The organism is Stenotrophomonas sp. NPDC078853, assembly GCF_044901215.1.
In the GTDB taxonomy this organism is placed as follows: domain Bacteria; phylum Pseudomonadota; class Gammaproteobacteria; order Xanthomonadales; family Xanthomonadaceae; genus Stenotrophomonas; species Stenotrophomonas lacuserhaii.
In genome coordinates, this window is the sequence record NZ_JBJDOQ010000001.1 from 408,942 (window position 1) to 433,404 (window position 24,463).

31 protein-coding genes are annotated in these 24,463 nt (G+C 52.0%); 8 read left to right on the forward strand and 23 right to left on the reverse strand.

What is annotated here, in order from left to right; genetic code table 11:
• Nucleotides 1–17 precede the first annotated feature (17 nt).
• Both ACI2JH_RS01830 and ACI2JH_RS01835 read right to left on the reverse strand, forming a co-directional pair.
• Nucleotides 18–626: a hypothetical protein gene (locus ACI2JH_RS01830; RefSeq protein WP_404735261.1), complete on the reverse strand. Its 609-nt coding sequence runs from the start codon at nt 624–626 to the stop codon at nt 18–20.
• 31 nt (nt 627–657) lie between these two features.
• Nucleotides 658–1,083, reverse strand: coding sequence for a hypothetical protein (locus ACI2JH_RS01835; RefSeq protein ID WP_404735262.1), 426 nt, complete (start codon nt 1,081–1,083; stop codon nt 658–660).
• 539 nt (nt 1,084–1,622) lie between these two features.
• Here ACI2JH_RS01835 and ACI2JH_RS01840 point away from each other — a divergent pair.
• Nucleotides 1,623–2,543: an HNH endonuclease signature motif containing protein gene (locus ACI2JH_RS01840; RefSeq protein ID WP_366559374.1), complete on the forward strand. Its 921-nt coding sequence runs from the start codon at nt 1,623–1,625 to the stop codon at nt 2,541–2,543.
• Here ACI2JH_RS01840 and ACI2JH_RS01845 read toward each other — a convergent pair.
• The 6 genes from ACI2JH_RS01845 to ACI2JH_RS01870 all read right to left on the reverse strand — a co-directional run bounded on the left by ACI2JH_RS01845 (nt 2,533) and on the right by ACI2JH_RS01870 (nt 6,398).
• Complete coding sequence (locus tag ACI2JH_RS01845; RefSeq protein ID WP_366559360.1) at nt 2,533–3,291, reverse strand: DUF4942 domain-containing protein; 759 nt, start codon at nt 3,289–3,291, stop codon at nt 2,533–2,535. The two genes, ACI2JH_RS01840 and ACI2JH_RS01845, sit on opposite strands and share 11 nt — an antisense overlap.
• Nucleotides 3,292–3,357: 66 nt before the next feature.
• Nucleotides 3,358–3,681, reverse strand: a complete 324-nt coding sequence (locus ACI2JH_RS01850) for a hypothetical protein (RefSeq protein WP_293982777.1) — start codon at nt 3,679–3,681, stop codon at nt 3,358–3,360.
• Nucleotides 3,682–3,856: 175 nt separating this feature from the next.
• Complete coding sequence (locus ACI2JH_RS01855; protein WP_293982775.1) at nt 3,857–4,372, reverse strand: hypothetical protein; 516 nt, start codon at nt 4,370–4,372, stop codon at nt 3,857–3,859.
• A 4-nt stretch (nt 4,373–4,376) separates the two neighbouring features.
• On the reverse strand, nt 4,377–5,201 hold the full coding sequence (locus ACI2JH_RS01860) for an abortive infection family protein (RefSeq protein WP_293982773.1): 825 nt from the start codon (nt 5,199–5,201) through the stop codon (nt 4,377–4,379).
• A 12-nt stretch (nt 5,202–5,213) separates the two neighbouring features.
• Nucleotides 5,214–5,393, reverse strand: a complete 180-nt coding sequence (locus ACI2JH_RS01865; protein WP_180845978.1) for a hypothetical protein — start codon at nt 5,391–5,393, stop codon at nt 5,214–5,216.
• A gap of 267 nt (nt 5,394–5,660) precedes the next feature.
• Complete coding sequence (locus ACI2JH_RS01870) at nt 5,661–6,398, reverse strand: hypothetical protein (protein ID WP_293982768.1); 738 nt, start codon at nt 6,396–6,398, stop codon at nt 5,661–5,663.
• A 185-nt stretch (nt 6,399–6,583) separates the two neighbouring features.
• Here ACI2JH_RS01870 and ACI2JH_RS01875 point away from each other — a divergent pair, with 185 nt between their 5' ends.
• On the forward strand, nt 6,584–6,967 hold the full coding sequence (locus tag ACI2JH_RS01875; protein WP_180845976.1) for a hypothetical protein: 384 nt from the start codon (nt 6,584–6,586) through the stop codon (nt 6,965–6,967).
• A gap of 85 nt (nt 6,968–7,052) precedes the next feature.
• On the opposite strand, the gene ACI2JH_RS01880 is transcribed toward ACI2JH_RS01875, so the two are convergent.
• The 9 genes from ACI2JH_RS01880 to ACI2JH_RS01920 all read right to left on the reverse strand — a co-directional run bounded on the left by ACI2JH_RS01880 (nt 7,053) and on the right by ACI2JH_RS01920 (nt 12,736).
• Nucleotides 7,053–7,406 (reverse strand): hypothetical protein, encoded by a 354-nt coding sequence (locus ACI2JH_RS01880; protein WP_180845975.1) that lies wholly within the window; start codon nt 7,404–7,406, stop codon nt 7,053–7,055.
• Nucleotides 7,407–7,419: 13 nt separating this feature from the next.
• Nucleotides 7,420–7,638, reverse strand: a complete 219-nt coding sequence (locus ACI2JH_RS01885; protein ID WP_164085001.1) for a hypothetical protein — start codon at nt 7,636–7,638, stop codon at nt 7,420–7,422.
• 198 nt (nt 7,639–7,836) lie between these two features.
• Nucleotides 7,837–9,000, reverse strand: a complete 1,164-nt coding sequence (locus ACI2JH_RS01890; protein WP_180845974.1) for an ankyrin repeat domain-containing protein — start codon at nt 8,998–9,000, stop codon at nt 7,837–7,839.
• A 111-nt stretch (nt 9,001–9,111) separates the two neighbouring features.
• Nucleotides 9,112–9,471 (reverse strand): hypothetical protein, encoded by a 360-nt coding sequence (locus tag ACI2JH_RS01895; protein WP_164084998.1) that lies wholly within the window; start codon nt 9,469–9,471, stop codon nt 9,112–9,114.
• A gap of 103 nt (nt 9,472–9,574) precedes the next feature.
• Nucleotides 9,575–9,808: a hypothetical protein gene (locus ACI2JH_RS01900; RefSeq protein WP_164084997.1), complete on the reverse strand. Its 234-nt coding sequence runs from the start codon at nt 9,806–9,808 to the stop codon at nt 9,575–9,577.
• 203 nt (nt 9,809–10,011) lie between these two features.
• Nucleotides 10,012–10,983: an ankyrin repeat domain-containing protein gene (locus ACI2JH_RS01905; RefSeq protein ID WP_404735263.1), complete on the reverse strand. Its 972-nt coding sequence runs from the start codon at nt 10,981–10,983 to the stop codon at nt 10,012–10,014.
• A 98-nt stretch (nt 10,984–11,081) separates the two neighbouring features.
• On the reverse strand, nt 11,082–11,594 hold the full coding sequence (locus ACI2JH_RS01910; protein ID WP_404735264.1) for a hypothetical protein: 513 nt from the start codon (nt 11,592–11,594) through the stop codon (nt 11,082–11,084).
• A 384-nt stretch (nt 11,595–11,978) separates the two neighbouring features.
• Nucleotides 11,979–12,557 carry a ParA family protein gene (locus tag ACI2JH_RS01915; RefSeq protein WP_284129456.1) on the reverse strand — a complete coding sequence of 193 codons (579 nt, stop codon included), beginning with the start codon at nt 12,555–12,557 and terminating at the stop codon, nt 11,979–11,981.
• An 8-nt stretch (nt 12,558–12,565) separates the two neighbouring features.
• On the reverse strand, nt 12,566–12,736 hold the full coding sequence (locus tag ACI2JH_RS01920; RefSeq protein WP_156455826.1) for a hypothetical protein: 171 nt from the start codon (nt 12,734–12,736) through the stop codon (nt 12,566–12,568).
• Between the two features lie 151 nt (nt 12,737–12,887).
• On the opposite strand from ACI2JH_RS01920, the gene ACI2JH_RS01925 reads away from it, so the two are divergent.
• Entirely contained in the window at nt 12,888–13,034 is a 147-nt protein-coding gene (locus tag ACI2JH_RS01925) for a hypothetical protein (RefSeq protein ID WP_156455827.1), read from the forward strand.
• A gap of 152 nt (nt 13,035–13,186) precedes the next feature.
• Here ACI2JH_RS01925 and ACI2JH_RS01930 read toward each other — a convergent pair whose 3' ends face one another.
• Both ACI2JH_RS01930 and ACI2JH_RS01935 read right to left on the reverse strand, forming a co-directional pair.
• On the reverse strand, nt 13,187–13,534 hold the full coding sequence (locus tag ACI2JH_RS01930; protein ID WP_404735265.1) for a hypothetical protein: 348 nt from the start codon (nt 13,532–13,534) through the stop codon (nt 13,187–13,189).
• A gap of 155 nt (nt 13,535–13,689) precedes the next feature.
• Nucleotides 13,690–14,574: a hypothetical protein gene (locus ACI2JH_RS01935; protein WP_284129458.1), complete on the reverse strand. Its 885-nt coding sequence runs from the start codon at nt 14,572–14,574 to the stop codon at nt 13,690–13,692.
• 580 nt (nt 14,575–15,154) lie between these two features.
• On the opposite strand from ACI2JH_RS01935, the gene ACI2JH_RS01940 reads away from it, so the two are divergent.
• Both ACI2JH_RS01940 and ACI2JH_RS01945 read left to right on the forward strand, forming a co-directional pair.
• Nucleotides 15,155–15,619 carry a hypothetical protein gene (locus ACI2JH_RS01940; protein WP_180846040.1) on the forward strand — a complete coding sequence of 155 codons (465 nt, stop codon included), beginning with the start codon at nt 15,155–15,157 and terminating at the stop codon, nt 15,617–15,619.
• 33 nt (nt 15,620–15,652) lie between these two features.
• The gene (locus tag ACI2JH_RS01945; RefSeq protein WP_180846041.1) at nt 15,653–15,892 is read left to right on the forward strand and encodes a hypothetical protein; all 240 of its coding nucleotides are present in this window, start codon (nt 15,653–15,655) and stop codon (nt 15,890–15,892) included.
• A 55-nt stretch (nt 15,893–15,947) separates the two neighbouring features.
• Here ACI2JH_RS01945 and ACI2JH_RS01950 read toward each other — a convergent pair whose 3' ends face one another.
• On the reverse strand, nt 15,948–16,133 hold the full coding sequence (locus ACI2JH_RS01950) for a hypothetical protein (protein WP_180846042.1): 186 nt from the start codon (nt 16,131–16,133) through the stop codon (nt 15,948–15,950).
• 221 nt (nt 16,134–16,354) lie between these two features.
• Here ACI2JH_RS01950 and ACI2JH_RS01955 point away from each other — a divergent pair, with 221 nt between their 5' ends.
• The 3 genes from ACI2JH_RS01955 to ACI2JH_RS01965 are packed head-to-tail and all read left to right on the forward strand — an operon-like array spanning nt 16,355 to nt 18,155.
• Nucleotides 16,355–16,573, forward strand: coding sequence for a hypothetical protein (locus ACI2JH_RS01955; RefSeq protein WP_284129459.1), 219 nt, complete (start codon nt 16,355–16,357; stop codon nt 16,571–16,573).
• On the forward strand, nt 16,570–17,610 hold the full coding sequence (locus ACI2JH_RS01960) for an ArdC family protein (protein WP_284129461.1): 1,041 nt from the start codon (nt 16,570–16,572) through the stop codon (nt 17,608–17,610). The genes ACI2JH_RS01955 and ACI2JH_RS01960 overlap by 4 nt, the downstream gene beginning before the upstream one ends.
• On the forward strand, nt 17,607–18,155 hold the full coding sequence (locus tag ACI2JH_RS01965; protein WP_404735266.1) for an ankyrin repeat domain-containing protein: 549 nt from the start codon (nt 17,607–17,609) through the stop codon (nt 18,153–18,155). Before ACI2JH_RS01960 ends, ACI2JH_RS01965 begins: the two co-directional genes overlap by 4 nt.
• Before the next feature lie 19 nt (nt 18,156–18,174).
• Here ACI2JH_RS01965 and ACI2JH_RS01970 read toward each other — a convergent pair whose 3' ends face one another.
• The 3 genes from ACI2JH_RS01970 to ACI2JH_RS01980 form a co-directional block, all read right to left on the reverse strand.
• Nucleotides 18,175–19,512, reverse strand: coding sequence for an RES domain-containing protein (locus ACI2JH_RS01970; protein WP_404735267.1), 1,338 nt, complete (start codon nt 19,510–19,512; stop codon nt 18,175–18,177).
• Nucleotides 19,509–21,389: a DUF262 domain-containing protein gene (locus tag ACI2JH_RS01975; RefSeq protein ID WP_404735268.1), complete on the reverse strand. Its 1,881-nt coding sequence runs from the start codon at nt 21,387–21,389 to the stop codon at nt 19,509–19,511. Before ACI2JH_RS01975 ends, ACI2JH_RS01970 begins: the two co-directional genes overlap by 4 nt.
• A gap of 123 nt (nt 21,390–21,512) precedes the next feature.
• Nucleotides 21,513–24,107, reverse strand: a complete 2,595-nt coding sequence (locus ACI2JH_RS01980; protein WP_404735269.1) for an AAA family ATPase — start codon at nt 24,105–24,107, stop codon at nt 21,513–21,515.
• Nucleotides 24,108–24,463 lie beyond the last annotated feature (356 nt).

A 24,463-nucleotide genomic window follows, 5' to 3' on the forward strand; every position in this document is an offset into this window, starting at 1 on the left:
TCATTGAACTTCCTCCGTCATTTCAAATCAGGCAAAGGCGAAATCAAAATTCGGTGAGATGGAACCTTCCCGCACTGATTGTTGAGCTTGTGATTTGTCAAAGCACCTCTGCCGTTCAACTCGCCGACAACAGCCAAGCACCCTGCTCCACCTTCCGTTCGAACGGTCAGTTCGTTCTTGGATGACTTCAAGATCGTGCTGAGCTTGTCAAAGAAAGCCTTAGTTTTCTGGTCAGGATTGATCACAGATGCAGGGTCATATTCGACCACCAGGCCCTGAAACTTTTCAACAGCCTTGCCTTCTGCTGAGGTCTCGGTCTTTGTGTCCACCGTTGCTCGCATGCCTGCCAAGCGAGCCGCATTAGCTGCCTCCTGCGCTCTTGCGATCTCTTGCTTGTAAGCCATGCCCCCGCCGATCAGTCCACCCGCAGCGCAACCTTTCATCGCGCCGTCCTTGCCAGCGAAGATCGCGCCTAGTGCCCCACCAGCTACGCAGCCGATGCCCGCCCCTTTAGCGACTGTGCCCTTGTTGATGTCTGAACCTCCACCTGAAAGCTGGTCAAGCGTTGCGCAGCCTGAGAGCATGGTGATCAATGAGGCAGTCATAATTAATTTAGTTTTTTTCATAGATTTCTCCTTAGTTGATGAATGAAATGGGTTAGCGATTTTTCAAAGCCTGACCGATGATGTCGTCGGTCTCGCTAAGGCTCGTATTCGTTTTCGGGTTGAGCGCAACTTCATCCCCACCCAACACTGCCGATAGATTTAAGACAAATGTTTTCGTGAGATCAGTAGACCTTTCGATGTGTCGCTCTGACTGTTGGTTGAATGCACTGACGCCTGCTTTAAAATCGAGCATCAGCTCTCTCCGCGCCTCAACCAATCGCCGCTCTTCCCTATCAGCAAATTCTTTCAGCTCACACATCGCTTTTTCGGTGAATTCCTTGAACAGCTGATCGTTCAACAGTCCATCGACGGCTAGTCGCACCAACTCATTGACGCTTGTTCTTTTCCGAATTGCCATTGCGCTGAGTGATCTCAATTGATCACTCTCAAGCAATACATTTCTTTTGATCAGCTTCATAAATTCTCCGTTTGACATAAATTGACCGTAAGGCGATTCGGTGAAATGGCAAGGGGGCTGCTGATAAATACTTAGAGAAAGTTGATAAGGGTGATTGAAGGCATTAAAAAAGCCCCTCGTCGGGGGATTCTTTAAATCCTTGCGATGCAAAGCTCTCAGAGTCTCTACACAGGGCGCGCGGGGATCAGCGCGGAACACCCAAAGGTGCGTCATGTGTATGATCTAGACTTGTGAAAATGACGATGCCTTTGCCGTTCCGCCAGCCGACGCTTCTGCCTTTTCTTTTCGCTCCTGGTCGTTCTTTTCGATGCTGACTCTTGCGCCGATCTCAATTTCTGCTTCACTGAAATGAGATCAAGCAAGAACGGGAGACGACAAATTTTATGGAGACGACAGACAAAAGTAGGATCGAGCAAGTGAACGAAGCGAAGCAAAGTTCTCTTGATGATCCGATTGCGATTTTCAGCCAAGCCATCTCTGAACTATCAGCTCGACAGTCATTCAATCTGCCAGCAAAGCTTCGCCAGCAGTTGAGATCGATGCAGGCCTCCTGCCCCATCTGCGCATGTGACTTCTCCCAGCAATCATCAATCGTCGTTGCTCAGATCGTTCCCGTTGAGCTTGGCGGACCAGACAACTTCTCCAACTGCTTCCTGTGCTGTGAGCGCTGCAATCGAAGGCGCGGCACTTCAGATCTGCTCAGCCTTGGCGAACCGTTCTGCAGCCCAGCTGCTGCCCCACCCCTTCCATCGCACGGCCGCGTCCTGGGCTTTTCCCCAACGGACCTGATGCATAGCCGCTTGGAGCTGTTAGCACGCTCTGCCAACCACTGGACGCCTCACACCCGCAATTCGATGAAGTGCACTGTGCTGAGGCACCTGGCTAAGCGGTGGGCTGAGCCGCGCTTTCGTGTCTTCGCACACCACTCTTCTGACCTGGCCCTGATCGGCTTCGGGGCGCGCTCAGGTGACGCTCAGAGCTTGGGTGCTGCTCGTGTGCTGACCAAGTTTCAGGGTGCCCGCCTAGCGCTGGTGGGAGAAGCCGTGAGCGTCTACCAGGTAGATCCAGGGCGCTTCCTACCCTTGATCTGGTCACTCATCGAGCTCAACGCACTCGTCGTGCCTGTGCCCCTCCCAAGCAAAGACGCGGTAGCTCCCGGTAGCGAGTGGCAAGACTTCTGGCCGGACCATGTTCGGTCAGTCGCTGCACTCAGGTCCCGCCTGAGGCCTGGTCATGCCAGCAAGTTCGGTGAGCTCGCCCGCTGCCCTGATGCAACACGCGCGCTATCTAACAAGCCTGACGCACTGCGGAAGCGTCGGAAAAGTGCCGCAAAAGTTGAGACCAACCGCAGCCAGCGGCTCGCTCTCTATCACCAAAATCGGATCAAGGATGCTCTCCAAGACGGCGCTTGCGCCGTCCTGGAGGCTCGGCTAGTAGCACTTCAAGACCTCATAACTTAATTTCGGGAGGCAGTGCATTGGAAAATACCCTTCCAATCTCATTATTCAATCTTTCTAATAGATCCAGTCGCTTAAACTTGATATGTCCGTTCTTGTTTTTGAATACCTTCAATGAGAAGTAATCATTCCAAGGTGCGTCCTCCCAGCAATTCTGTGTAAGCATCCTAAATGTAGTGATTCGATGATCGAACTCCGGCTTTCCATCAAGTGAGCACATGACCCTTGCCAAATCATCGATAACATTGACACTTGATTGATCAAAGCCACCAGTCCAGTCAGACAACTTAACAATGCACTTTTCCGCGAGATAGTGATGCTCATTGCACTTATAATTACGACTAAGTTCCAAAAAAATATCCCTTAATCCGTCGTCTCGCATTTGCTCCCGCGATTCATAGTATTCGCGAAAAGTAGCCTCAACATTATCTGAACTGAACTCAGGAACTGGATCATACCCACCCAATCCTCGCGTCCATTCATTGCGCCTTGCATCATTAAGAAACGACCAAAGTCCACTTTGTTCCATCAAGTAGCGCCATGCTGACCGATCAATAGTGTCGATCAGCTCGCTCTCTGTGCGACTGAGATATCGTTTGCCCTCGTGCAATCTCCGATCAAAAAGCTTGCCATCCTTGGCCATTTTTATCGCATCTTCAATTTCATCAAAGCCTCTCCTAATCTTGTTGCAGATCTCGGCCCTGCCTTGGATGTAGCCGGAAAAATCAAGCCCTGGGAGCAACTCATTCATGCTTCCCCCCTTTTTTCAGAGTCAAAATAAGCTTTAGTTCGCCCTTGCAGAAGAGCAGCGGTCGAATTACTCAACATACATGACCTCCTCCAACTCGATAGTTGTGGTGATCGACTCCCCCAAAGCATCGTTATCAACTACCGTCACATTGATTTTCACAAGTGCAGTCCCAATTTGGGTATAGAAGGAGAATGAAAGGTCCGCACTCTCATCCGATGTGCATCGAAGCTGCTCAAGAACTTTCATACTGACAATGATGAAAACCTGCGAATACTCAAACTGAATATCGTCTCCATAAGAATAGTTCTGGACCACATGTGCAAGTTCCACGTCCATCAGGATGTTATTCCTGCCAGTTGAATCCAGTTCACTCAAATTGATGTAACTCATTAAGCTCTCCACTTATCTGACGCCATGCCAGACTTCGATGAGAACTGTATTTTCATTGGAGGTTTTGGTCCACGTGAAAGGCGTCCCTTTCCATAAATGCTTGTTCAGCATCGGCACCCGGCATAAAAAAGCCCCGCAAAAGCGAGGCTATCAGCTCAGCTGGAAGGCTGAAAAACTAACATGGCTGAAAAGCTTTTGCAGAGATCTGATCAATCCAAGTTGCTTGGGCAATCCCAGCAACTGCTTCTATTGGGCAATCGAAAGTGTGAACTTTGATGTGATCTGTGCCTCGCTTCTCCAATGTGACCAACCCAAACGGACCGTCTACCCCAAACAGGTGAAAATCGCCCTGGATAGCACCACACGCTTGGCAACGGTTGGCCAGATAGCGCGTGCCCGATCCCTTCGTCGTCGCCATCAGCATCCATGGTGCAGCTGCTGAGATGTGCTGTGAGGCGGGAAGATTGATCGACTCCACATACCTCAAGACCGCTGGATCTGAGATGGTGAGTTCTTCGCCATCATCAAATCGCTCAACGAAGCTTGGCACCCAGAGAGCGCTGACCGATGTCGCTGCCACGCATGTCCAGCACTCGTGATCTGTCGTCAGCACTGCAAAACTGGGGCTTAGGATGACTGAGCTGAGCTCGGGCAACGCCGCTAATACTGCTTTTCGGTCTGGTTCGATCATGTCCCTATCTCCCCTTGGCCAGGGCTTTCCGGGCCTGCCAAGTTTCCACCACAAACAGGCACAAAGAATGAGCTGAGTGGACAACAAGACGGGCGTGCCTTGGAGCGACCTTGTAGGCGCGTTTGTGCTGGCCGTGGGCACTGCCCGCATGCGTTCGATAAGCACCGAGGCCATCAATGATGGAACTTAGCCCCGACAGCACACGCTTCAAGTCATCGTCTTCCAGCTGCTCAGGCGACAGCTTCAAATGCTTAGCAACGACAACCCACAGGGGCTTCACTGTCTGACTCGTGGGTAGGTCCAGGCGCTCAGTGGCGATGTAGTGTTTGCAAAGAGCTTCAACGATTGCGCATGCTGCCGTCACAGCAGCAGCCGGATCACTATCGATGAACCTAACCGCTCGCTCAAATTCCTCTTCCACTTCTGCAACTGAGAAGTCCTTCAAAGCCTCGCCGAAGGCCTTGCTTGGAGCAGTGACAGAGTGAGCGCCCAGAATGCGGCCGCCAAATCCATAGGACAGTTGATAGCGAGCAAGAATTTCGTTGATTCGCTTGCGAGCGGTGAGCTCTTTGTCGGGATCCCAGGTCGAGACCTCACCATCCATCAGCGTTTCAATGAGCTTGCCAAGGATCGTGAAGGCCTTAGAGACATCCTCCTTCCCTTCTCTCACAAGCCAATTTTGAACCTTGTCAACGCAATTTCCCTCAGGAACATCGCCAGAAGCGCCTGCTTCGTAGAGCATCGTCTCCAAGCGTCGGTGACTGTAGTAGTAGGAGCCAACGACATCACCAATGGTGGCAGCCAACGGCTTGGGGAACTCTTTCAGCATGGCTTGGTCCGGTCAGTAAGGAGTTGGCATGGCCGACAATGCAGCCTGTCCGTAGAGCATAAATGCAGCGCCGAGCGCATAGATCAGCCATCCATATGCTGGGCGCACAAATGCGACAAGAATCAACCCCAAGATCATCGGGATCGCCGTGATCCCGAGGTAGTAGCCCCAAGTTGACGGAATCGTGCTCACTGAACTTGGCGACTCCTGGAACTCCACAAGTAGCCCGAAGGCGAGCCAAGACACGAGAGGCCCCAAGCACAGAAGAGCTAGCCCGTGCACGACCCGCGTTCGCCTGCGAATTTTAGAGTGTGGCATCTGGAACACCTGCCGATAGACGACACGATGGGCGCACGAACTTCCCCTGTTCCCTTGACGACAACCGCATTGTAAGCGCTACGTGAAGACGAGGGGTGTCAGAAAAATCTGACACTGGGCCGATGCACCGTGTGCGCTAGCTCAAAGACGACGGGAACTGGTAACTCGCGTTACAGATGCCGGACCAAGACTATGCCGGCTTGCAACGCATTCCTTGAAGCTCGGGGGAATTTCCACTGAGTTTGTCTGGAACTCTTTTTGGGTCAACGTAGACTCATCAGCGCCTTTGGTATGGGAGCACCTTTCCACGACACACCACCCATCCTCCATGTTCTCGTCATCGTATTCGACTCGATCAAGCCGAAGGCTGCTATCTGAGATGATGTATGAAGTTCCGTTCTCATCTGAAATCACAGCTCCGGCCAGACCAAGATGATAGGCGGTTCGGCCGCGTATGCTCTGCAAATCCCAGGCTGGATCTTCTCCATTGGCATATTCAATAAGCTCATCGTTGCCACTACAGTCGTCAAACTCAATCGCGCATGTCCACAGGTTCTCCCACTGTTCTTTATCGTAATCGAATTCAAGGCAGGCTTTTTCGAACGCAGACCTAATATCTTCCTCTCTAACAATTAACGGGTTTCCATGCCTGTCAGACATGTAGTCAATAGAATTGGTTGGTGATTCATCCAGGTTATGAAGCATATCGGTAGTGAGCATATTCCACTCATCTTTAAGCTCTATTCGATACGTTACGTCACCAAAGTGATCTAGAGCGTTATCAGAAAAGCACAGTCCACGAATGACGTTATCCTTCGTAAAATCATCTAATGGAATTTTGCAAAGATTTTCATTGTCAGTGCAGTGATATAAAAACATGAGATCTCCTAATTATTTGAACAACCTCATTAAAACGCAAAACTATTCTTTAGCAATGGTTTTTAGCGCTTTCTCTCAAGAATTCGCTCGCCATAGGTGGCATCGCAATGAGCGCTCACGGCGGTAGACTGCTGCACATGCAATGAGTGATCTACGCACCTAATTCAGTCCGCCCAGGAGGGCAGATGTCTGTCATTACAATGATCGCGGGTGCTGTCAGCACCGCTTCGCTTATTGCCTTGATCCACTACGTTTGGAGTGCCTACTTCCAGCCACAAGCGTTCGTTCGCCGCGCCCACATCCAGTCGGGCATGTCACCCCTAAAGTGGACCTACTTTGGCCTGGCGTGGCTGGGACTTGCGATCATGATATATGGAGGCACCCGGAGCGCACTCTTCTGGATGCCGGACGATTGGGGCTGGACAGACGAAGACGGAGATGTGCAGCCACTTAGATCCTACTTCGCGGTTGCGGCAGCAATGCTGCTGACGTTTCCTGCCTTAGGCTTCATCTACCGTGCGGCAGCAGATCGATGGGATGCCATTGAGCGGAAGAGGCCTGGTTCGTGAGCAAGCGACTCGGGCCCGTCTGGGGCGATCATTGATCGCGTGCGAAGCACCCAAGGCGCGGTGGGCCAGCGGCCCATGATCCTGGTCAAGCCGCTCGAAGCTCTCGAGCGAAGTCCATCTTTGATTTGATGAGCTGCTGGACTTCCCAACGCCGACGCTCTTCTCTCTCTACCAGCCTTTGCTTGACCCGTTCAACAGCACGCCATTTATGATCCTCGATGGCTTGGCTCTGCAAGAAAAGTGAGCCTTTGCCCGAAATCAGAACCGTGTCTCGTCCGTAGACGTTGACTAGGCCCTTGCGTGCCGCTCTGTCAAAAGCATGATCAAAATCAGACTGAGCATAGCCCGTTAATTGGTGAAGGAATTCAGCTGGAGAGCAAAGGCCAAAGCTCTCTTTAGCTGCAAGGCAAACTTGGACATCTGAGATATAAGCATTCATTTGGTCTCCTCGGTTAGACGAATCGGCGGACGGATTTGGTGCCGTCAAAGCAACAGAACTCGACACGAGTCTCAATTTGCTGCTGGCTGGTTCGATTGGTGGTCATCAAGCCGTTGAAGCGCTTCCAATAGATCCCCAGCGAAAGCTTGGGCAGTCCCAGACCGTCTTTGCCTATGCGCTCTCTCAGCTGCTCAGCGGTCGTGATGTCTTTGAGCTTAATTTGAGTGTTCATGAGTGATCTCCCTTTGTAAATTCATTGAAAGGCAGATCCAACTTTTGTCAAGCTTTTAAGATCAAGATTGGAGAATTTATTTCGGCGCATTAGGCCTGCCCAAGCTACCTGGCATCTGAGGGCGCAGCGCAAGGCGACGAATGGCAGACAAAACAAAAAGCCCCAGCTAAGGGGCTTTTGGACGATTAGATAAGTGCATCAGAGCCTTCGGACCTGGATTTTTTGAACCGCTACCGCGCCCTCGCTGTCAGACTTAGCTTGCTCAACGCATTGTTTGAATGACGGCAGAACTTGCACGGTTGTTGCATTAAGCTCCTCCTTACATAATTTTGACTGCGCCACATTCAAAAATCTAGCAGCTTTAAAATCACCCCTCTCATACAAACTATCTAATAATTGATCGCAATTAGTAAACGGTATCAGAATTTCAGTAATTTCACCAAAGCCGCGATAGATTGAATAATCAAGCGCTTCTATGAAGTCATATTTTTGACCAACGAACGGAATGAGCATTTCAACTATTTCACTATTTCCATGCTTAATTGAGTAATTCAATGCTTCTATGAAGTCAAATTTTGGACCGGCGAACGGAATGAGCATTTCAACTATTTCACTATTTCCATGCTTAATTGAACAATTCAAGTCTTCGGCGCGAACCATGCCCGGCTCGGAAATCGATAAAAGCAATTCCAGAATTTCTCTATCTCCGCAGTGAACAGCTCGACGATAACCACTCGTGAAGTCAGATCTTAGATTTGATACCGGGATGAGCAGCTCAGCGATCTCTTTGTGCCCCTTTCTGAAAGCCTCTCTCAACGCACCTGAATCTGAAAACTTAGCATTGGAGAACGGAAGTAACATTTCAACAATGTCCTTATGTCCGTTGCGAGCAGCCTCGCTCAGTGCCGTAGCGTTTTCATCTCTATTGTTACTTGAAAAAATTGGCAAAAGTAACTCGGCGACAATTTCTTTATGGCCGTTTTTTGAAGCCCCCACTAAAATGGATATATGCTTCTTTGGATCGGAGACAGGGAGCAGCAATTCGACAATGTCTTTTTTTCCGTTCAATGCAGCTACTCGCAACGCGTCGGAGTTGTTTGCAAGCGGCTCCGATACGGGCAGCAGCATCTCAACAATTTCTTTATGGCCATGTCTTGCAGACTCAGTTAAGGCCCTGGAATTTAAATCTGTCGGCTGAGAAACTGCAATCAGCATCTTGACGATTTCCCTATTGCCTTTTTCCGCAGCTCTTCTCAACGCCTCAGAGTCATTCGCCTTAGCATTTGAGACTGGGATAAGGCCTTTAACGATTTCTAGCTGCCCATACATCGCCGCCTGGATTAGTTTCTCTTCATTAGTCATAGTGATCTCCTTTTCCTCAGTAAAAGGCCAGTCGCATTTTTGTCAACACCCAAAGCAGTAAAAAGCCGCCTTTCGGCGGCCTATTGAATGTTTGCCTTAATGATTGCAATTTCAGGTAAGCAAGTCTTGTAAGTATTCTCTCGCCCCGTCATCTGACGCGGTCATGTCGTTTTTTTTAAGCGCTCGCCTCATAAGTAGAACGACATCATGATCGGCATCTTCATAGCGTTCGCAGTGAGCAAGACTACGGCAGGAGAGGTTGTAAGAGTTGGGGAAGGACCTCGACGGCTCACGCACGAAAGAGATCACTTGGCTATCTCTTCCCGAAGGATACCAGCGCGCCGCTCTGTCAAATGATCCCTCCGGGTGCTCTAATCGCGCTTGGCGTTTTTCGTATCGAGCCAGCGCTTGAAATGCCGCACTGAATTGAGACGCTGTTACTGAATGCTTTTTCTTTGATTGAGTATTCATGTGTGAATGCCTTTACTTTTGAGTGGATGAATTCAGTAAAAGGCAGATGGCACTTTTGTCAATAGATGCAGCCATTAAAAAACCGCCTTTCGGCGGTTTTTTCTTATACATAGCAATTGAGCTCGCGCTCTGGCGTTTGACCCAGCGGCATAAACAGCCCTTTATCTGTGTAGATCCAAAGCTCTTCGTCTACGACATTTGCAGACGCTGCCTCATCCCAGACAAGCAATTTCTCCTTGATGCTTGCTCCAGTTGAAAGAAAGACACCCTCTTTGATCGAAATAACTCCGGCCTCACGAGCCTTGCAGATGAGCCGTTGAATTGCATTGATTTTCATGTGATCTCCTTTATTGAGTGGATAAATCAAGCAAAAGGCAGATCGAACGTTTGTCAAGCTTTTAAGATCAAATTAGCGTCCTAAACTGGGCGGGCTGGGGCTTGCCTCAGTTGGTGCCAGTCCATTGGGCGTCGGTGCAGGGGACGGAATTTGGCCATAAAAAAAGGCCCTGCTGGGGGCCTTTTGATGTTTAAGTTGGGGCATCACAATCTTCGAGCTTTGGCTCTTTGGGTTGCCACCGTTCCCTGGCTGTCAGTCCTTGCTTGATCAACGCATTGAATGAAGCTTTGTGGTATTTGGACAGTTGAGGCCTGAAGCTCTGCCATCTTTAACTTTGCCTCTACGGCTCTTACCATCGCTACCCTCTTTTCATCAAGGTCTTTACAAGCGGTGTCTACATCAGACACGGGAATTAACAATGCAACAATTTCCTTATGCCCTTTAAATGCCGCGCTTGCTAAGGCATCTGAGCCTTCTGCGCTCGGATCTGATACCGGCAAAAGCATTTCAACAATTTCCTTATTTCCTTTAAATGCGGCGTATCTCAGTGCAGCTGAGCCACCCGCCTTTGGATCTGAAAAAGGAAGCAGTAATTCAACAATTTTCTTATGCCCGTTTTCTGCAGCACATCTCAGTGCATCTGAGTCATCTGCTTTTGGATCTGAAAAAGGAAGCAGTAATTCAACAATTTTCTGATGCCCGCTTTCTGCAGCACACCTCAACGCATCTGAGCCATCTTCTTTTGGATCTGAAAAAGGAAGCAGTAATTCAACAATTTCTTTATGCCCATTATATGCGGCATATCTCAGTGCAAGTGAGTCATCTGCTTTTAGATCTGAAAAAGGAAGCAGGAATTCAACAATTTCTTTATGCCCATTATTTGCGGCATATCTCAGTGCAAGTGAGTCACGAGCCTCTGAATCTGGAAAAGGAAACAGTAATTCAACAATTTCTTTATGCCCGTTTTCTGCGGCATTCCTCAATGCCTCTGAGTCTTCGGCCTTTGGGTCTGAATAAGGGAGGAGCACTTCAACGATCTTTTTGTGCCCCTGCCGTGACGCCTCCCTTAGTGCCAGTGAATTATGATATTTTGCGTCAGCCACTCGAATTAGTCGACTTACATCGCCCTCCTCGCCTTTTTGCGCAGCTCGAATTAGTTGTTCTTCATTAGTCATAGTGATCTCCTTTTCTCCAGTAAAAGGCCAATCGCATTTTTGTCAATACCCCTTAATATAAAAACTTCAACAAATAACCAAGAGAGCAAAGACTGCCCTCACAACCGCCGCACCTCAGCACGCGCATCTAGAGCTGGTGTCGCCCGATGCAGGAAATAGGCTTCCAGGCGTTTAGATGCCGCAAACCAAGCTCTCTCCCAGCAATAGCTCACAGCTTCCCCAGGACAGCAGTGCAGATAGAGAAGCTCCATGAGGCCCTGATGCTGCTCCTCCGCAGCAATCGCCATGGCTTTGCTGTATTCGCTGGGGCTACCTAGCCCAACGCTCCCTGCCCTCGCCCACTCGATCATCCGCAGGATCAGATCAGGGTCTGTGCCTTGGCGCAGGTGACACCAATGCTCGATGGCCAGCGGGTCAGAGAGTGGATAGAGAACTAGGGCGGCTTGGAGTCGAGCGTTCATTGCTGCGACCGCCAGAGCTTTCGAGTCCTGGACCTTTGGGTCCACCTGGTCCAGCAGCTCACGCAACGTGACCAGGTCACCCGTTCTGGCAGCTTCGATGAACTGGTCTTCCGTTGAGCTACTCAGATGCGTCACCCGCTGATCGAGCACGAGTGACCTTCAAGACCTTCCGCTCGCTCCTCAGCACTTGCGCCCCGTATTCCGCAAGGGCTATCAGCCCTGTTGTCCAAGGCTCGCTAGGGTCATCCAAGAACTCTTGGATTGTGTCTCTGAGGCGCGGCGGCACGGTAATCATTGAACGATTTGTGCGAACGCCCTCAGGAGTGCGGTAGTCGCGGAGCCGAGCTGTGCGATGGAGCTGCAAAAGGGCTTCACTCCCCTCTCTGGGCCGGTCTTCCAGGTCAAAGTAGGACCGCCGGCACTCGTGGTCACCTAGCTCGGGCGCGGACCTCAGCTCGACGTTGACCCGCTTCTCGCTGCGATGCCCGGGCTGATGAATGACGTCTAGCGCGGTGTCGAGGTTTGGGACCTTTCTCATAAATCGCCCCAGGCTCGGCTATCAAAGCCTCTCACTGTTCGCGCAATCGCTTTGACGTCCTGCTGAGCGTGGCTGGCTCTCACCCCCGCCCGATCAAAGACAGTCTCCCCGTAGCCATAACACGAGGCAAAGATTGCCCGATCCCTCACGATCAGCGCCCCGGGAGGAAGCTGTGCGAAGCGCTGCCGATGCTCTGAGCGGTCGGGATTGAAGCGGTTTGCCACCACGATGTGAGGCAAGCTTTTCTTTCGCACGAGCTCCATCGTTTTCAAGAACACGACAAAGCTCACTGCATCCAAGAGCGTTGGGATGATGTAGACGTCAGCGTCAGGCAGGAGACCATTCTCAGGAAGCTTTGGGGCGGTGTCGAAGATATGGAAGTCATGCTGTGCCCGTGACTTCACGACACCCACCGTGAAGGCCGTCTCCCCGGCCAGCCTTGACCAGGCGAGGGATGAACCTTGGACGTCCAAGTCAGCGACATAGACGCTGGAACTTGGGTAGGTGCACTGCAAGCAATGAGCGAGATTGAGCGTGAGAGTCGTGCGCCCTACTCCCCCTTTACCGTTCAACATGCATATCTTCATGAGAGCACCGCTTGGACTTGTGATGCGCGCTGACGGTTCCAATGACCCATCATTCGTCTATCTCGATCTTTAGCTCGGTTCTTTAAACGCGATGCTCGCTCTTCTTTTTGGTTCAAATGAACTTGATAAAACTTGACCGTTGTGTCGATGTCATATTTGATTTTCATGCTGATCTCCAATTAGGGTTATTCCCTAGATTGAAGAAAAGGCAGTTCAAACTTTTGTCAATAGTTTTTACTCCAAATACTTGACAAAAGTTCAATCGGCCTCTTAATCAATGAAAGGCACTCAAAGCCCCATCATCTAAAGGAGATCATCATGTTCAAATATCTTTTCAACCACGAAAGCCTTTTAATTTCATTAGGCTCGATGGCAACGCTTACGGTCTTTGCCTTGCTTGGATGCTACGCAGCGCTGTCCGGAATTGGCCGCTTGATCAGTAGTGCCCTGGGAACGGGCGCATGAGACGCCTGATCACATGGCTAGTTCTTATCGCTTGCTTGATGATCGGACTTGACTGCTTCGCGGCGAAGGCTATCGGAAGCATTCGAACGATTGAGTCATCTCTTGCGAGAATTGGATCCAGATAAACTAAAGGCCACTCTAAGTGGCCTTTGTCAAATCAAATCATCGCCGCTTGGTCTTAGCCGTTTGATCAATGGTCCGGACGGACCAAGAGATATACCCATCTCTCTTGCGACATCGGAAATTATTTTTCGAGAGTTAGGAAATACACCGGAAACATCACTCCGTGTCATACCTTTTTTGAGAGCATGGCGCAGCAGAGCTTTTATTTCCTCACGCTTCTTAAGTCTCTTTATCGAAACTGGCTCATGGCCGACCATCTTTCTAGCGCTCTGAACAAGAGAACCTGAGACCTGCTGCTCTCGTGCAAGCTGGGCGAGACAGTGCCCAGGATCTCTAACAAGCAACGCCGCGATTTCGAGACGCTTCTTCTCTAGCATTTCAGTTCTACGAGGTGCGCCGACCTGGATGCAGATGCTACCGATCCGTTGCCTGGTCAGACCGAACTCACGGGCGAGGGACGAATGCTTCTCGTCGCCCCGCTTGAGCTTTCGCACCAATCGAGCCCTCTCCTTTACGCTTAGCCGTCTCATAGTCATAAAGCGACCTTCGCTCGCATTGCGCGTTGATGACGCGCCAAGACTGACCCCTTCTTTTCGGAGGACGCTGAGGCGTCACCGGAAGCCTTTGCCGCTCGGAATTGATCAAGGATGACGACGTTGGTGCGAGATTTGCTGACAGAAAGCACGTTGTGCTTATTAATCGAGAAACCGGTAACTAGTCCACACTCCGGGGCAGACAAAACTACCAACGCCCTCTTGACTTCAAATTTAAATTTCTTCAACTCGAACCCGGAACGCGCCAGGCGTTTTAACTCCAAAAGCGAAATTGGAGGAACAACTTTGTGAGTAGCAATGAAGTCGTGAAGCCACAATACAAGCTGATTATTCCCAAGCGACACTTTGCGAGTCAGATCATTGACCAGAACTTCATCATCAAAGAGCTTGGATAATTCGTTGTTGATCGTGATCGTGATGTTCCCTTTCCGAACCCTCGTCCCAACGTTGACTCTGGCAATCTTCACTCCAGAGACCAACCCTCCGATGTAGTCGTGTGTTGCCGTTTGATAGCTGATCTCCCCGCTTCGTAGATCTCTGAGCATGTTGACCAGGCGACTGTGCATCTGCGAGCAGGTCGATTTATTACCCATCCTTCGCAGCAACTCGTTCCCACTGATTTCAACGGTGTCGGTCTCCTGCTCGACATATGCAGAAATGATGCTCTGCCACAGCAAAGAGTGATGCTGATTGAGCACAGGCCCTGTGTAGCTCACCTTGGTGGCGCGTAGATTTTGAACGGCTAAGCTGGTGTCTTCGAGATGAATTTCTACGCGCTCACTCTTCACTGCCATAGACGTTCCAAAAAGGGCGGATCGCGCCAGCCCCAATGGAATTTTAGAATAAATATCTTCTTTACACACGAAACCATCTCCTTAAAATGACATCAATTAAGGAATAGGCCAATATCAACTTTTGTCAACTTCAAACGGCAAACTGTTAAACGCTTAGGTTAAATTCTCCTGCGATATATCGAGAACTTTGCGCGATATAGCTAGAACCGCACTGCGATATATCGAGAACCATCACTGCGATATTTCAAGAACTTTATGCGATATATCTAGAACCGAAACAGCCGAAATCGCTTGTGGCACAGTGGTTTCCAGCCCCTTAAGGCTTTTAGGTTTAAAGCTAAAGGAAAGAAGGGCGCTGTCGCGCTTTTTTTTGGATCAAGGAAAGAGCAAGCTCGTCAGCACTTTTCACCCCTTCCGCCTTTGCCCCCTGCAAGGGGGCGGCGGGTAAGCTGGGGCTATCGCTCCACCCGGCAGCTGCGCTGCGGCTTCGCCCGCATGAGCTATGAGGGCCGCTTGGCTCGGCCTGATGATGGGCGATAGCCCGTTCCACAGCCAGCCCCCTGGGGGGCGTTGGCGCAGGGGGGGTTGAAGTCGGGGGTGATCTACGTTGTGATCTGCTTGCTCGCTTTGAGCAACAAGGGGATCAAGGATGAAATCACACACCGTATTCGCGGGACTTTTCCTGCTGAGCATTACGCAGTCGTCCTACTCTCAGGACCTTGGTAACTTGGCTTTCGACAGGTTCAACAACACGGCCAAGGGCCTGTGCGGCCCAAGCATCATCGAATACACGGGGGTCAATCAAAACCGAACTGATGGCCGCGTTGGCGGATGGAACTACGATGGAGAGGTGACGATGAAGGTCACGTCCGGGCAGAAGATCATCACCCCGCCTTTGGGTGTCGGAAGAGTCACTGCCGTGTGCCTGGGAGAGTCTCGGCCGATCCTGGTGGTCATCGAAGACAAGGCACCTTCCAAGCGATTCTTCAAGGCTTACGACGCGCGGAGTCTCGCCCCAATCAGCGAGAAGGAAGGTTGCAATTTCGTGTGTATGGAAGAAGCTGGCGTCAAGATCCCACCGAAGCTTGCTTCGTTTGATCCGCCGATTGACTGACCCCAACGACGCACTCACTCAAGAAGAACGCCGATGTCTTTTTCAGAACACTTGCAATTGAAGGACGGCGAGACGCTTCGCCTAGACAGCTCGCGCGAGACAGGTTTTATGGGAAACGTAGACGTCGACAATTATTCAATCCTGAGCGCCGAAGGCGAAGTGGTCGGCAAGGTTGAATACACTGTTGACACTGCCGTCAAAGGCTTGAAGGTGACATACAAGGTCGTCCAGACTGATCTTGAAGGCAAGACTGTCCTGCAGAAGTTCTGGTAGAACCTGCCGCGCTGCAGACGAAGAAAGCCCCGGAAATTCGGGGCTTTTTTATTGCTCAGCTCCAGCCGTGATCGACTCGATCCAGGTCGTAGTCGCGACCAATTTGGTGAGCTGCTTCGAGAGCTGAAAGATCGCCATAGCGCTGTTTGAACTCGGCTTCTGAGAAGCCCGCTTCGTCGATGCTGATGCCAAACATGTTGGTGAAGTGCTCGTTTGCTTCTTTGAAGAATTTCGTGCTCATCATCTTGCTCCAATTGAGCCAATTGCTCGCGATAAGAGCAAGGGAAGCGGCAAGAACGCATTGCACTGAAAGCCGGAACAAGGTGGAGGAGCGCTAGCGCTTGCAATGTGTTCAGCGACCAATCTTTGTCGCTGGCTATTTGCGAATTGGACCAAATTAATTGCGCTAGAAGCCCTTGCCAAACGAGTCAGTTGCCTTAGCTTGGTCAAGAGGAGGCACTTATGACTGATGAAGATCTGTATTTCGAAGAAACGGCGCTAACGCCAGAGGATATCTACCTGCCCTTCAAGCGATTCGTCGCAGAACGGCACGGGGACGGCCTGCTGTTCAGCGTAGCAACTGATCAGACTGAGGCCGAAGGCCATTTCAACGACTTCGAGATCATCGATCTTGTCGATCTGGCTCTCATGCAACACCGCAGCATTTGGATTGGCGCATGAGCAAGACAGACGACTACGCGCGCCAATTTGCTGATCTCGTGATCCGCAGCCTGGAGAACCACACAGCGCCATGGACAAAGCCTTGGAAGCCCGGCGAAGTCCCGGCAGGGCCCCACAACGGCGTCACCAATCGTAGCTACCGGGGCAGCAATTTCATGAACTTGCTCCTGACGCAGCAAGAACGGGGCTATCAGTCTGCGGAGTGGCTGACGTTCAAGCAGATTGGGGAAGCTGGTGGCAAGGTCCGCAAGGGACAGAAAGGCACTTTGATCCAATTCTGGAAGACGTCGGAGCCGACTGCCGAGCAGCTCGAAGAGGATCCAACAGCAAAGAAGATCATGCAAGTCTTCTACTTCACAGTCTTTAACCGCGATCAATGCGATGGCTTGCCTGAGCCGAAAGCTCAGCTCCAAGTTCCGGAGCAATGGCGACATGAGAAGTGCGAGCAGCTGATGACTGACTCGGGCGTGCCGTTCAACTTCAATGGCGGTGATCGGGCTTACTACCGTCCGGACATCGATCAGATTTTCATGCCCTCGAAAGCAGCGTTTAGCAGCCCAGACGGCTTCTATGCAACAGCCCTTCATGAGCTCGGACACAGCACCGGCCACAAAGATCGGTTGGGGCGTGATCTATCGGGCAAGTTTGGTAGTGAGAGCTACGCTATCGAAGAGCTGCGAGCTGAGATCTTCTCTTTCATGTGCGCCGAACGCTTGGGTATCGGCCACGATCCAGGGCAAAGCACGGCTTACATCAAACCATGGATCAAAGTCTTGAACAATGACCCTAGGGAAATTGTTCGTGCTTCTGGGGATGCAGATAAGATGTGCATTTTCTTGAAGATCGAGCGCTACGAGGAACTCCAACAGAGCCATGTGCAGGACCAAGAGCTAACGGGCCAAGAGCCCCGTCAAGAACGGCCGGTGCGTAAAGCAAGGCCGAAACCTGTCGATCCCCTTGCACCTGAGTTGCTCGACGATCAGATCAAAGATATGAAGGCGCGGCGCAGAGCCAAAGAACTCGCGGTAGCGCTATGACCGAACGACTGCCACAAATCCATAACTCGGACCGAGAAGAGAGTCGGCAATGCTACACACAGCCCGGGAAGGAACCCCGCCCCGAGCTCTTCGACTTTGGCAACCTCAGCCCTGAATCCCAGGCAATCTATGAAGCGAGCCGAGCCGGATCGCGGTTCGATCACCTCATCGACCACGCACTACTCCTTGCCCGCATTCGGGGTGACAAAGAACAGCTTGTCTACGCCTCTGAGGCGGATGACACGCTCCCCGGCACCGCCCTCCTGGACGCTGTCGAGAACGGGCGCTGGAACGAAGCCCGGGGCCTTATCCGCTCACATGTCGACGTCAATGCCACCAACACGCTTGGACAGACAGCCTTGCATCTCGCTGACGACCTTGGCGTGATCGATGCCCTACTCCGCTTTGGTGCGAAGCAAGACATTGTCGATAACTATGGCAACACACCCATGCAAGCGGCTATAGAGCGCGGTGATCACGATGCACAGCACCTGATGATGAAACACAAGTATCAGACCGGGCACTGCGTAAGCGCGAGAAGATAAGCGGGTGAATGCTCTACCACTATGCTGTTTTTACGTAGGCGACGTCGTGATCTAGCACGCCGAAGTTGACTGCCTGAACCTCGCGCACCACCAACGACGCCAGGTCAACCTCAAGAGTGACTTCACGCGCATCATGCTCGCGCCAATCCACTGCTCTAGCAGGCTCCTTCCCATTCCACTGAATACAGGGCTCAATCCTGCTCCCATCCTCGTCTTCTTCCATCAAATACGCGGTCATTCCTTCTCGATAGATTGACTCTGCTCTTGCAACTCGTGAGGACTTGTGAAACAGCACCACGTTCCTGCCTTGACTCTGGTGACCGTGGGCAGGAACTTGGGCGGACTTAAAGTAGATGCCGTCGAGGTTGAGATCTTTGTTCGTAGCAAGGTAGTCAGCAATGGCCTGAGTGACGATGTAGCCCATACCCTCATCCTCCGGCATGACAGGCATGGTCACCCGATTCGTCAAATCAGAAAGGAAGTGGCAACGTGCAATCTGCTCAAGTGCGCTGGGGTCAAATAAGCTCATGTCAGTGCCAGTGTCCACCATACTCAGCTCATCAAGATCAAGCAGACGCAGCTCGCGGGTGATCTCGAACTCACCGCTTAGCACTTTGCTTCCTACCGGCGGGCGCACCTCTGCCAATGCAATGCTAGCGGTGGTTGCACCGTAGAACACCGATACGCCGGCCACGTTCATCCGCCCCGCTCTGCCCTTCCCTTTTGGGGGCGGGCCCAACTCCCGTGCGGGATGCTCTAGGGCATGTTCGAGTGACTCGTCGCTTTGCAGGACTCTCGCACGGTGCAACCTGTGAAGTGGCATCCCTGGACCTGCAAGCTGGATCACACCTTGTCCATAGTAGGTGTGGTCATCACCTACCGTTCCGAAAACCATCTCCAAGGTCTCCACGGCATCAGGGTTGAACATCCGAGCTTCATTCTTAAGGCTTTCCGACATCCGTCGCCACTGCACACTAATCCTGTCGCCGAGCTCATGTCGCCGAATAAAGAATGGATCGGCGTTCTCACCAGGATCACACTCATAACCGTCCAGGATCAGCTCCGATAGGTCGTTGACAACAGGATCAGTGGATTGGAGCAGTTCTTCCAAACAGACGTTTAGCGGATCTCCGTCCGGATCGGCACCGTATTCCACAACCTTCTCAGCCAGGCCAGTTGGCTCGTAGAAGTTCTCAAGGACAGTGCCACACCGAGCTGCAATCTCTTCAAGAGTCAGTGTCGGTGCAACCGAACCACAGTAGCTGCACGGCAAGACTGACGCCACGCTTTTGGCAATGAGGCCCGCTAGATATGTTTCACCGATATGCTTGGCGCAGACACGATTTGCAGCCGTCATGGGGTGCCCTCCGGCACAGGCCACATCTTCACCATCTCAGCGAAGAGCACTTCACCGCGAGCACGGACTTCGTCTTCGCCCCAGGACTCCATCTTGTGGAAATACTGGGTGAGGTTGAGCTTCGAATACGTCAGCAGCTCCGGCTTCTTCTCGCCCCAGGCCTTGTGCTGGAGACCACTGTTGAACTCGCCCGTGATGAGGGTCAGGTTGCCCAGGGTGTGAATGAGCATGTTGCGCCGCGCAGCGAACTTGATCCTCTCGACATCATCAGTCAATGAAGAAGGAAGCGGCCAGTGCTTGTCCCACGACTGAGGCATGACATGCTCAACCGTGAGATTTGTAGGCATGGTGAGCGCTTCGCTTTTGCCCGACCGGAAACGGTCGTCCAGCGCTTCCAGGACCGTCCTAGACTTCGTGACAGTGCGACTGGTATAGAGCGGCTTCTCAAACACCGCCACACGTAGCTCATCGTCTGTGGGGAACTTGCTACTGTCGCCGACACCACGGATCAGCTGCTCGCTCACAGACCTTGCCGTGAGTTCGCCCGACCGTTCTACTGCCTTGATGAGGTCAACAAAGAATCGGTTGTAGTTCTTCGGTGTGAGGTTGACGATCCATCGACGCATCAGGAACGATTCGAGGACTACCAGGATCTTGTTGAACTCAGCTCGGTTGTCCGGCATCAACCGCGCATAGCTATAGAGCAGGAAGGGGTAGACAGTTGCGGTGTTGATGGCACTCAAGCGACGCAGGAACAGTGCAAGCTCTGGATGATGATCTGGGCTGTAGAACTCCTGGAAGATGTCGCCAAACTTCGCCAGCTGGATGATGTGCTCTGACGGAGTCTTTGGCGTATCAATACCGACCACCGACACATCGGCCGAGTTCTCAAAGAAGCGCTTGTATTCGTTGAACAGGTGCGTTGCTCGCACCTCTTCTCTGAGCATCATGCTCAGATAGTGGTTGATGAAGAGATCGATTCGTGGCCGCTTCAACCGGCCCTGTGTCACCTCCTCACGCCAGTAATCGGAATCGATCCGACGCCAGTGCTTCTCGTGGAGCTTTTCAACGTCTCCCTCCTTAGCCCCTGGCTGCTGGATCGCCTTACGGAACAGGAGGTTCTTGATCAGGTCGGCAGGAAGGAGCGGTTCCCCCCGGTGGTTGAGCGTCTCAAAGATCAGCTGACTCTCGTCCCCAGCAGTGAGGTCGATGACTACTAGGAGCAACCCTTCGGTTACGACCTTCCAGATGCACTCGATACGGTCTTCCGGCTTAGTCGTCGAAAATTCATCGGCACGATCCACATCCACATCATCGCCATTCACCCAAGCAGCAATGTTCGTAGCGAAGAAGAGATAAGCCTCCACCAGTCGGTTCTCAGTCAGGGTCTTGTCAGCCTTGACCAGAGCTCTGACCTCATCGTCAGACGAGCAGGCATGGATAGCCATGAACGCAGCTCGATCCGCATTTGTGGGGAGAAGCTTGTATTTCTCTACCTCTTCGTCGATATCGAGAGCACCGTTCTCAACCAATGCGCCAAGTCTATGAGTCTGCTTCTCACTCCCCACCTTCCGGGAGAGGTTGCGTGCAGCCATCAAGAAGAGCTGCAACGTGGTGAAACGCTGCTGGCCGTCAATCACCAAGCGGGTCTGCACAGCGCCGGACTGGCTGGTTGCCAGCTCAAACACTGCTGCCCCGAGGAAGTGCGGGTGGGCACTGCCCTGGTAGAGATGCTTGTCCAACAGCGCTTCGATGTCCTCCCAAAGAGGCATCCAGTTCTCATCCTGCTTCCACACATAGGGGCGCTGGAAGAGCGGGACTTGATACTGGACCGAAGGTTCCAGGAGCTTCCTAAGATTTCTTGTTGTCGCTTCCATTATTTATGCTCAACTAGTTGGCGCGTTGCACTCTGTGCATGCTGATCATTGAAAAGCGTAGAGCTAGAACGCAGCCCCGCACCCTAATGTGGTAGCCCCTTCTTGGGCTGATAAGATTATCGGCTACTCCTGTAACGCCCTAGCGATCTTGTCGAGCGCAGCGTAGATTTGGTGAACTGTTTGAATTTCAAATTCCTCACGATCCTCTTCGTCATGAGTGCCCTTGTTGAAACGAGACCAGACAGACTGGCTATTCGGGACGTTCAGGATTTCTTGAAATCCCGCACTTAGATCTGTCATCGCCTGCCCCGTCAGCTGTCCTCGCTGTATTCCCTCAGTCAAAGCCTTGTTTAGAGCTTGGGTAAGCGCACCGAGCTCTGGCTTGAAAATTGGCGGCGCGATGGGAAGCTTCAATTGGGCGAGTTCCCTGGATTTACCGCTGATCTTCTTCCAAGTCTTGGCGGTCACGTTCTCGAGGGCTTGGCGACAGAAGGCTAGGCACTGTCTTTGATCACCTTCGTCGAGGAACTGCCGTGCACGCAGGAGGTAGTTCCTACTCGTGCCCCCTTGGACACGCGGTTGATGGTCGCCATCATGATGACTCAGCACATACAAAGTAGAGACATCGTTGCCAAGCTGATTCTGGATATCCTTGATGAACTCATTGCCGTGACAGGTGATGATGATCTGCTTGATGTTGAGCCGCTCGTCGCCAAACAGGGTCTTTCGTATGCCGGCTCGATGGTCGGAATCAATCGCGTTGACAGCATCGTCAAAGACGAGCAGCGGTAGTTCCAGCTTGATGTTCTTAGCAAGAAGAATGGCTAGACCAAGGCACCTGAGATGCCCCTCGCTGAGCACATGAAGCGCATCATGCATCCGGGCTGGATCTGCACCGAACGCAACCATAATTTTCTCTCCACCTTTGAGGGGGAGAGATAGTGAGGTGAGCTTGTCCCTTTCGTGATCATCCTCATTGAACGCGTTGTAGAGGTCTAGCGTTAGATCATTGAGGTCCGCCAAGAACTTCCTGGGCAGACCATCAAGATAGGCTCTGATGGCAGCTCTGAATGCCGCATAGCCCGTCCGGATACGCGTTTCGAACGCGTAAGACTCAGCCTCGTGACGCGCGCTCTCAATGAGATCTGAGTTCGCCAGATCGAAGCCTTCGACCAGCGCTTTATCAGCCACCAAGCCAGCTTCGTGCTGAACTATCTTGGCATCAATGACCGCAAGACGTTGAGCGATGTCACTCAGCTTGTCCCTCTCCGAGATCACCTGTTGGCGAGACTCAGCACGCGTGCTCAGTTCCAAATCAGCAGCTTCCAAAGCAGCAAGCGCCTTAGAGACGTCACGCACATGGTGCGCCCTCAATCCGTCTATGTTCCAGTCAGCGCCTTGACCACTTACGGCCCAACGGACTACGGCGTTGTTTGCTACAGCTTCGTATCCTGCTTGATCTTTAACTGGGGCAAGATACGCTCGGATCTGGCGCAATAGCTCGTTGCAGCCTTCTGTGAGCGTGCTTGCCTGATCTTCTAGCACTGCCAATTCTTGAAGATTCCGCAGCTCATGGTCTGCACGTTCAAACGGATTGGCGACTGCATGAGCCAGGGGCGTCAAGCAGGCTGGACACGCTTCACCAGCCTCAGCTCGGAGCTCCTGGATGGATTGAAAGAGCTTCTTGAACGAGACTTGCCCAGCCAAGTCGGCTAGTTGCCTTCTTACGTTATGCAGCTGTCGCTGGTTCCTCCTTAGTGCAAGAAAGGACGGTCGAACACCACTTTCTTTGAGACCAGACTGAGCGGGAATGATCTCATCTGCTGCGGTGATGAGCCCTTGGAGTCGGCTCTGGCGATCATCTGGGTCGATGAGTTCACGGACGTGGTCAATGTTGCATTCAAGCTCCGCAGCGAGTGCGCTTAGCTCGTCAACGAACGCTTTTGACGTTACATCTGCGTCTCGGAGACGCGCTTGAGCAGCGGCAAGGGCAGATGCCTTGCCTTCAAGGAGCAGTTTCTTCGGCGTTTCAAGCAACAATCCGATATCGATTTCAGAGGGAAATTGCTTGACGAAATCGCTAAATTCCTCAAGCCCAAAGAGCGATGCAATGAGCTCCCCAGCCTGGGCTGGCGTGCGTGCAGCGATCCTGGCGAAGCTCTCGATCCGGTTCTTCTCGATGATTGCAAAGCGCAGCAGACCCGGAACAGGTGCAACCGGAACGCCCTCATCGTCACCTTGAGAGAAGAGCACAGGTGCCAAGTATCGACCTTCATGGATGTTGGCGAAATAGCTCCCCAAAGCTCCTGCTCGCTTGAGTGAAGCTTCTTCGACGTCACCAGTCAGCGCATACTCGATAGCCTCACAAAGACTTGTTTTGCCACTTCCGTTAGGACCGTAGAAGAGGGTCACTCGCTTGCTTAGGTCGAAGATCTCCTCTCTTCTGAATCCACGAAACGGCCCAATTTTGAGTGACTTCAAGTCAGACCAAGTGAGGGCATCCTGATCAGCGCGAGCTCCGAGCTCAGGCAGCTGTTCAACTCGATGCAGGCTTCCCCGGAGCAATTCTGCAACGTTTTGTGACCTACGGCCACCGGCACTTGGGGCGTCAGCGATGCGTTGGAGGTGCACGTGGATGACATGCGCTACACGGCGCACCTCGAGGTCAGCATTCGACGCACCGAGATGCTCTAAAAAATTGAAATATTCTTCGTCCAATGAACTCACACTTCCCCCTAATGGCAAGTTACGGCTTACCAGTCACCATCTCGACCAGCATCAACTGGTGAGTTCTACATCACCCTTGTCCCGCGACCCTGTTCGTCTGGATGTCGCCCGACCGCACCGCTAAATGCGCCGTCTAAGCATGCCGCAATTTCGCCCAGCCGTTTTGTGGACACGTCACCGTTCTTTGCGGCGCCCACGTCAGTAGCGGTCGCACACCCATACTTCTTCGCTTGGACCATGGCATTACGCACAGCCGGCCAATCGATGGATTCAGAATTTTTGCTCTTCCAGTATGCCTCGGTGATGATTATTCTTGGCCCGGCTGCACCGGGGGCGTGTCCATTATG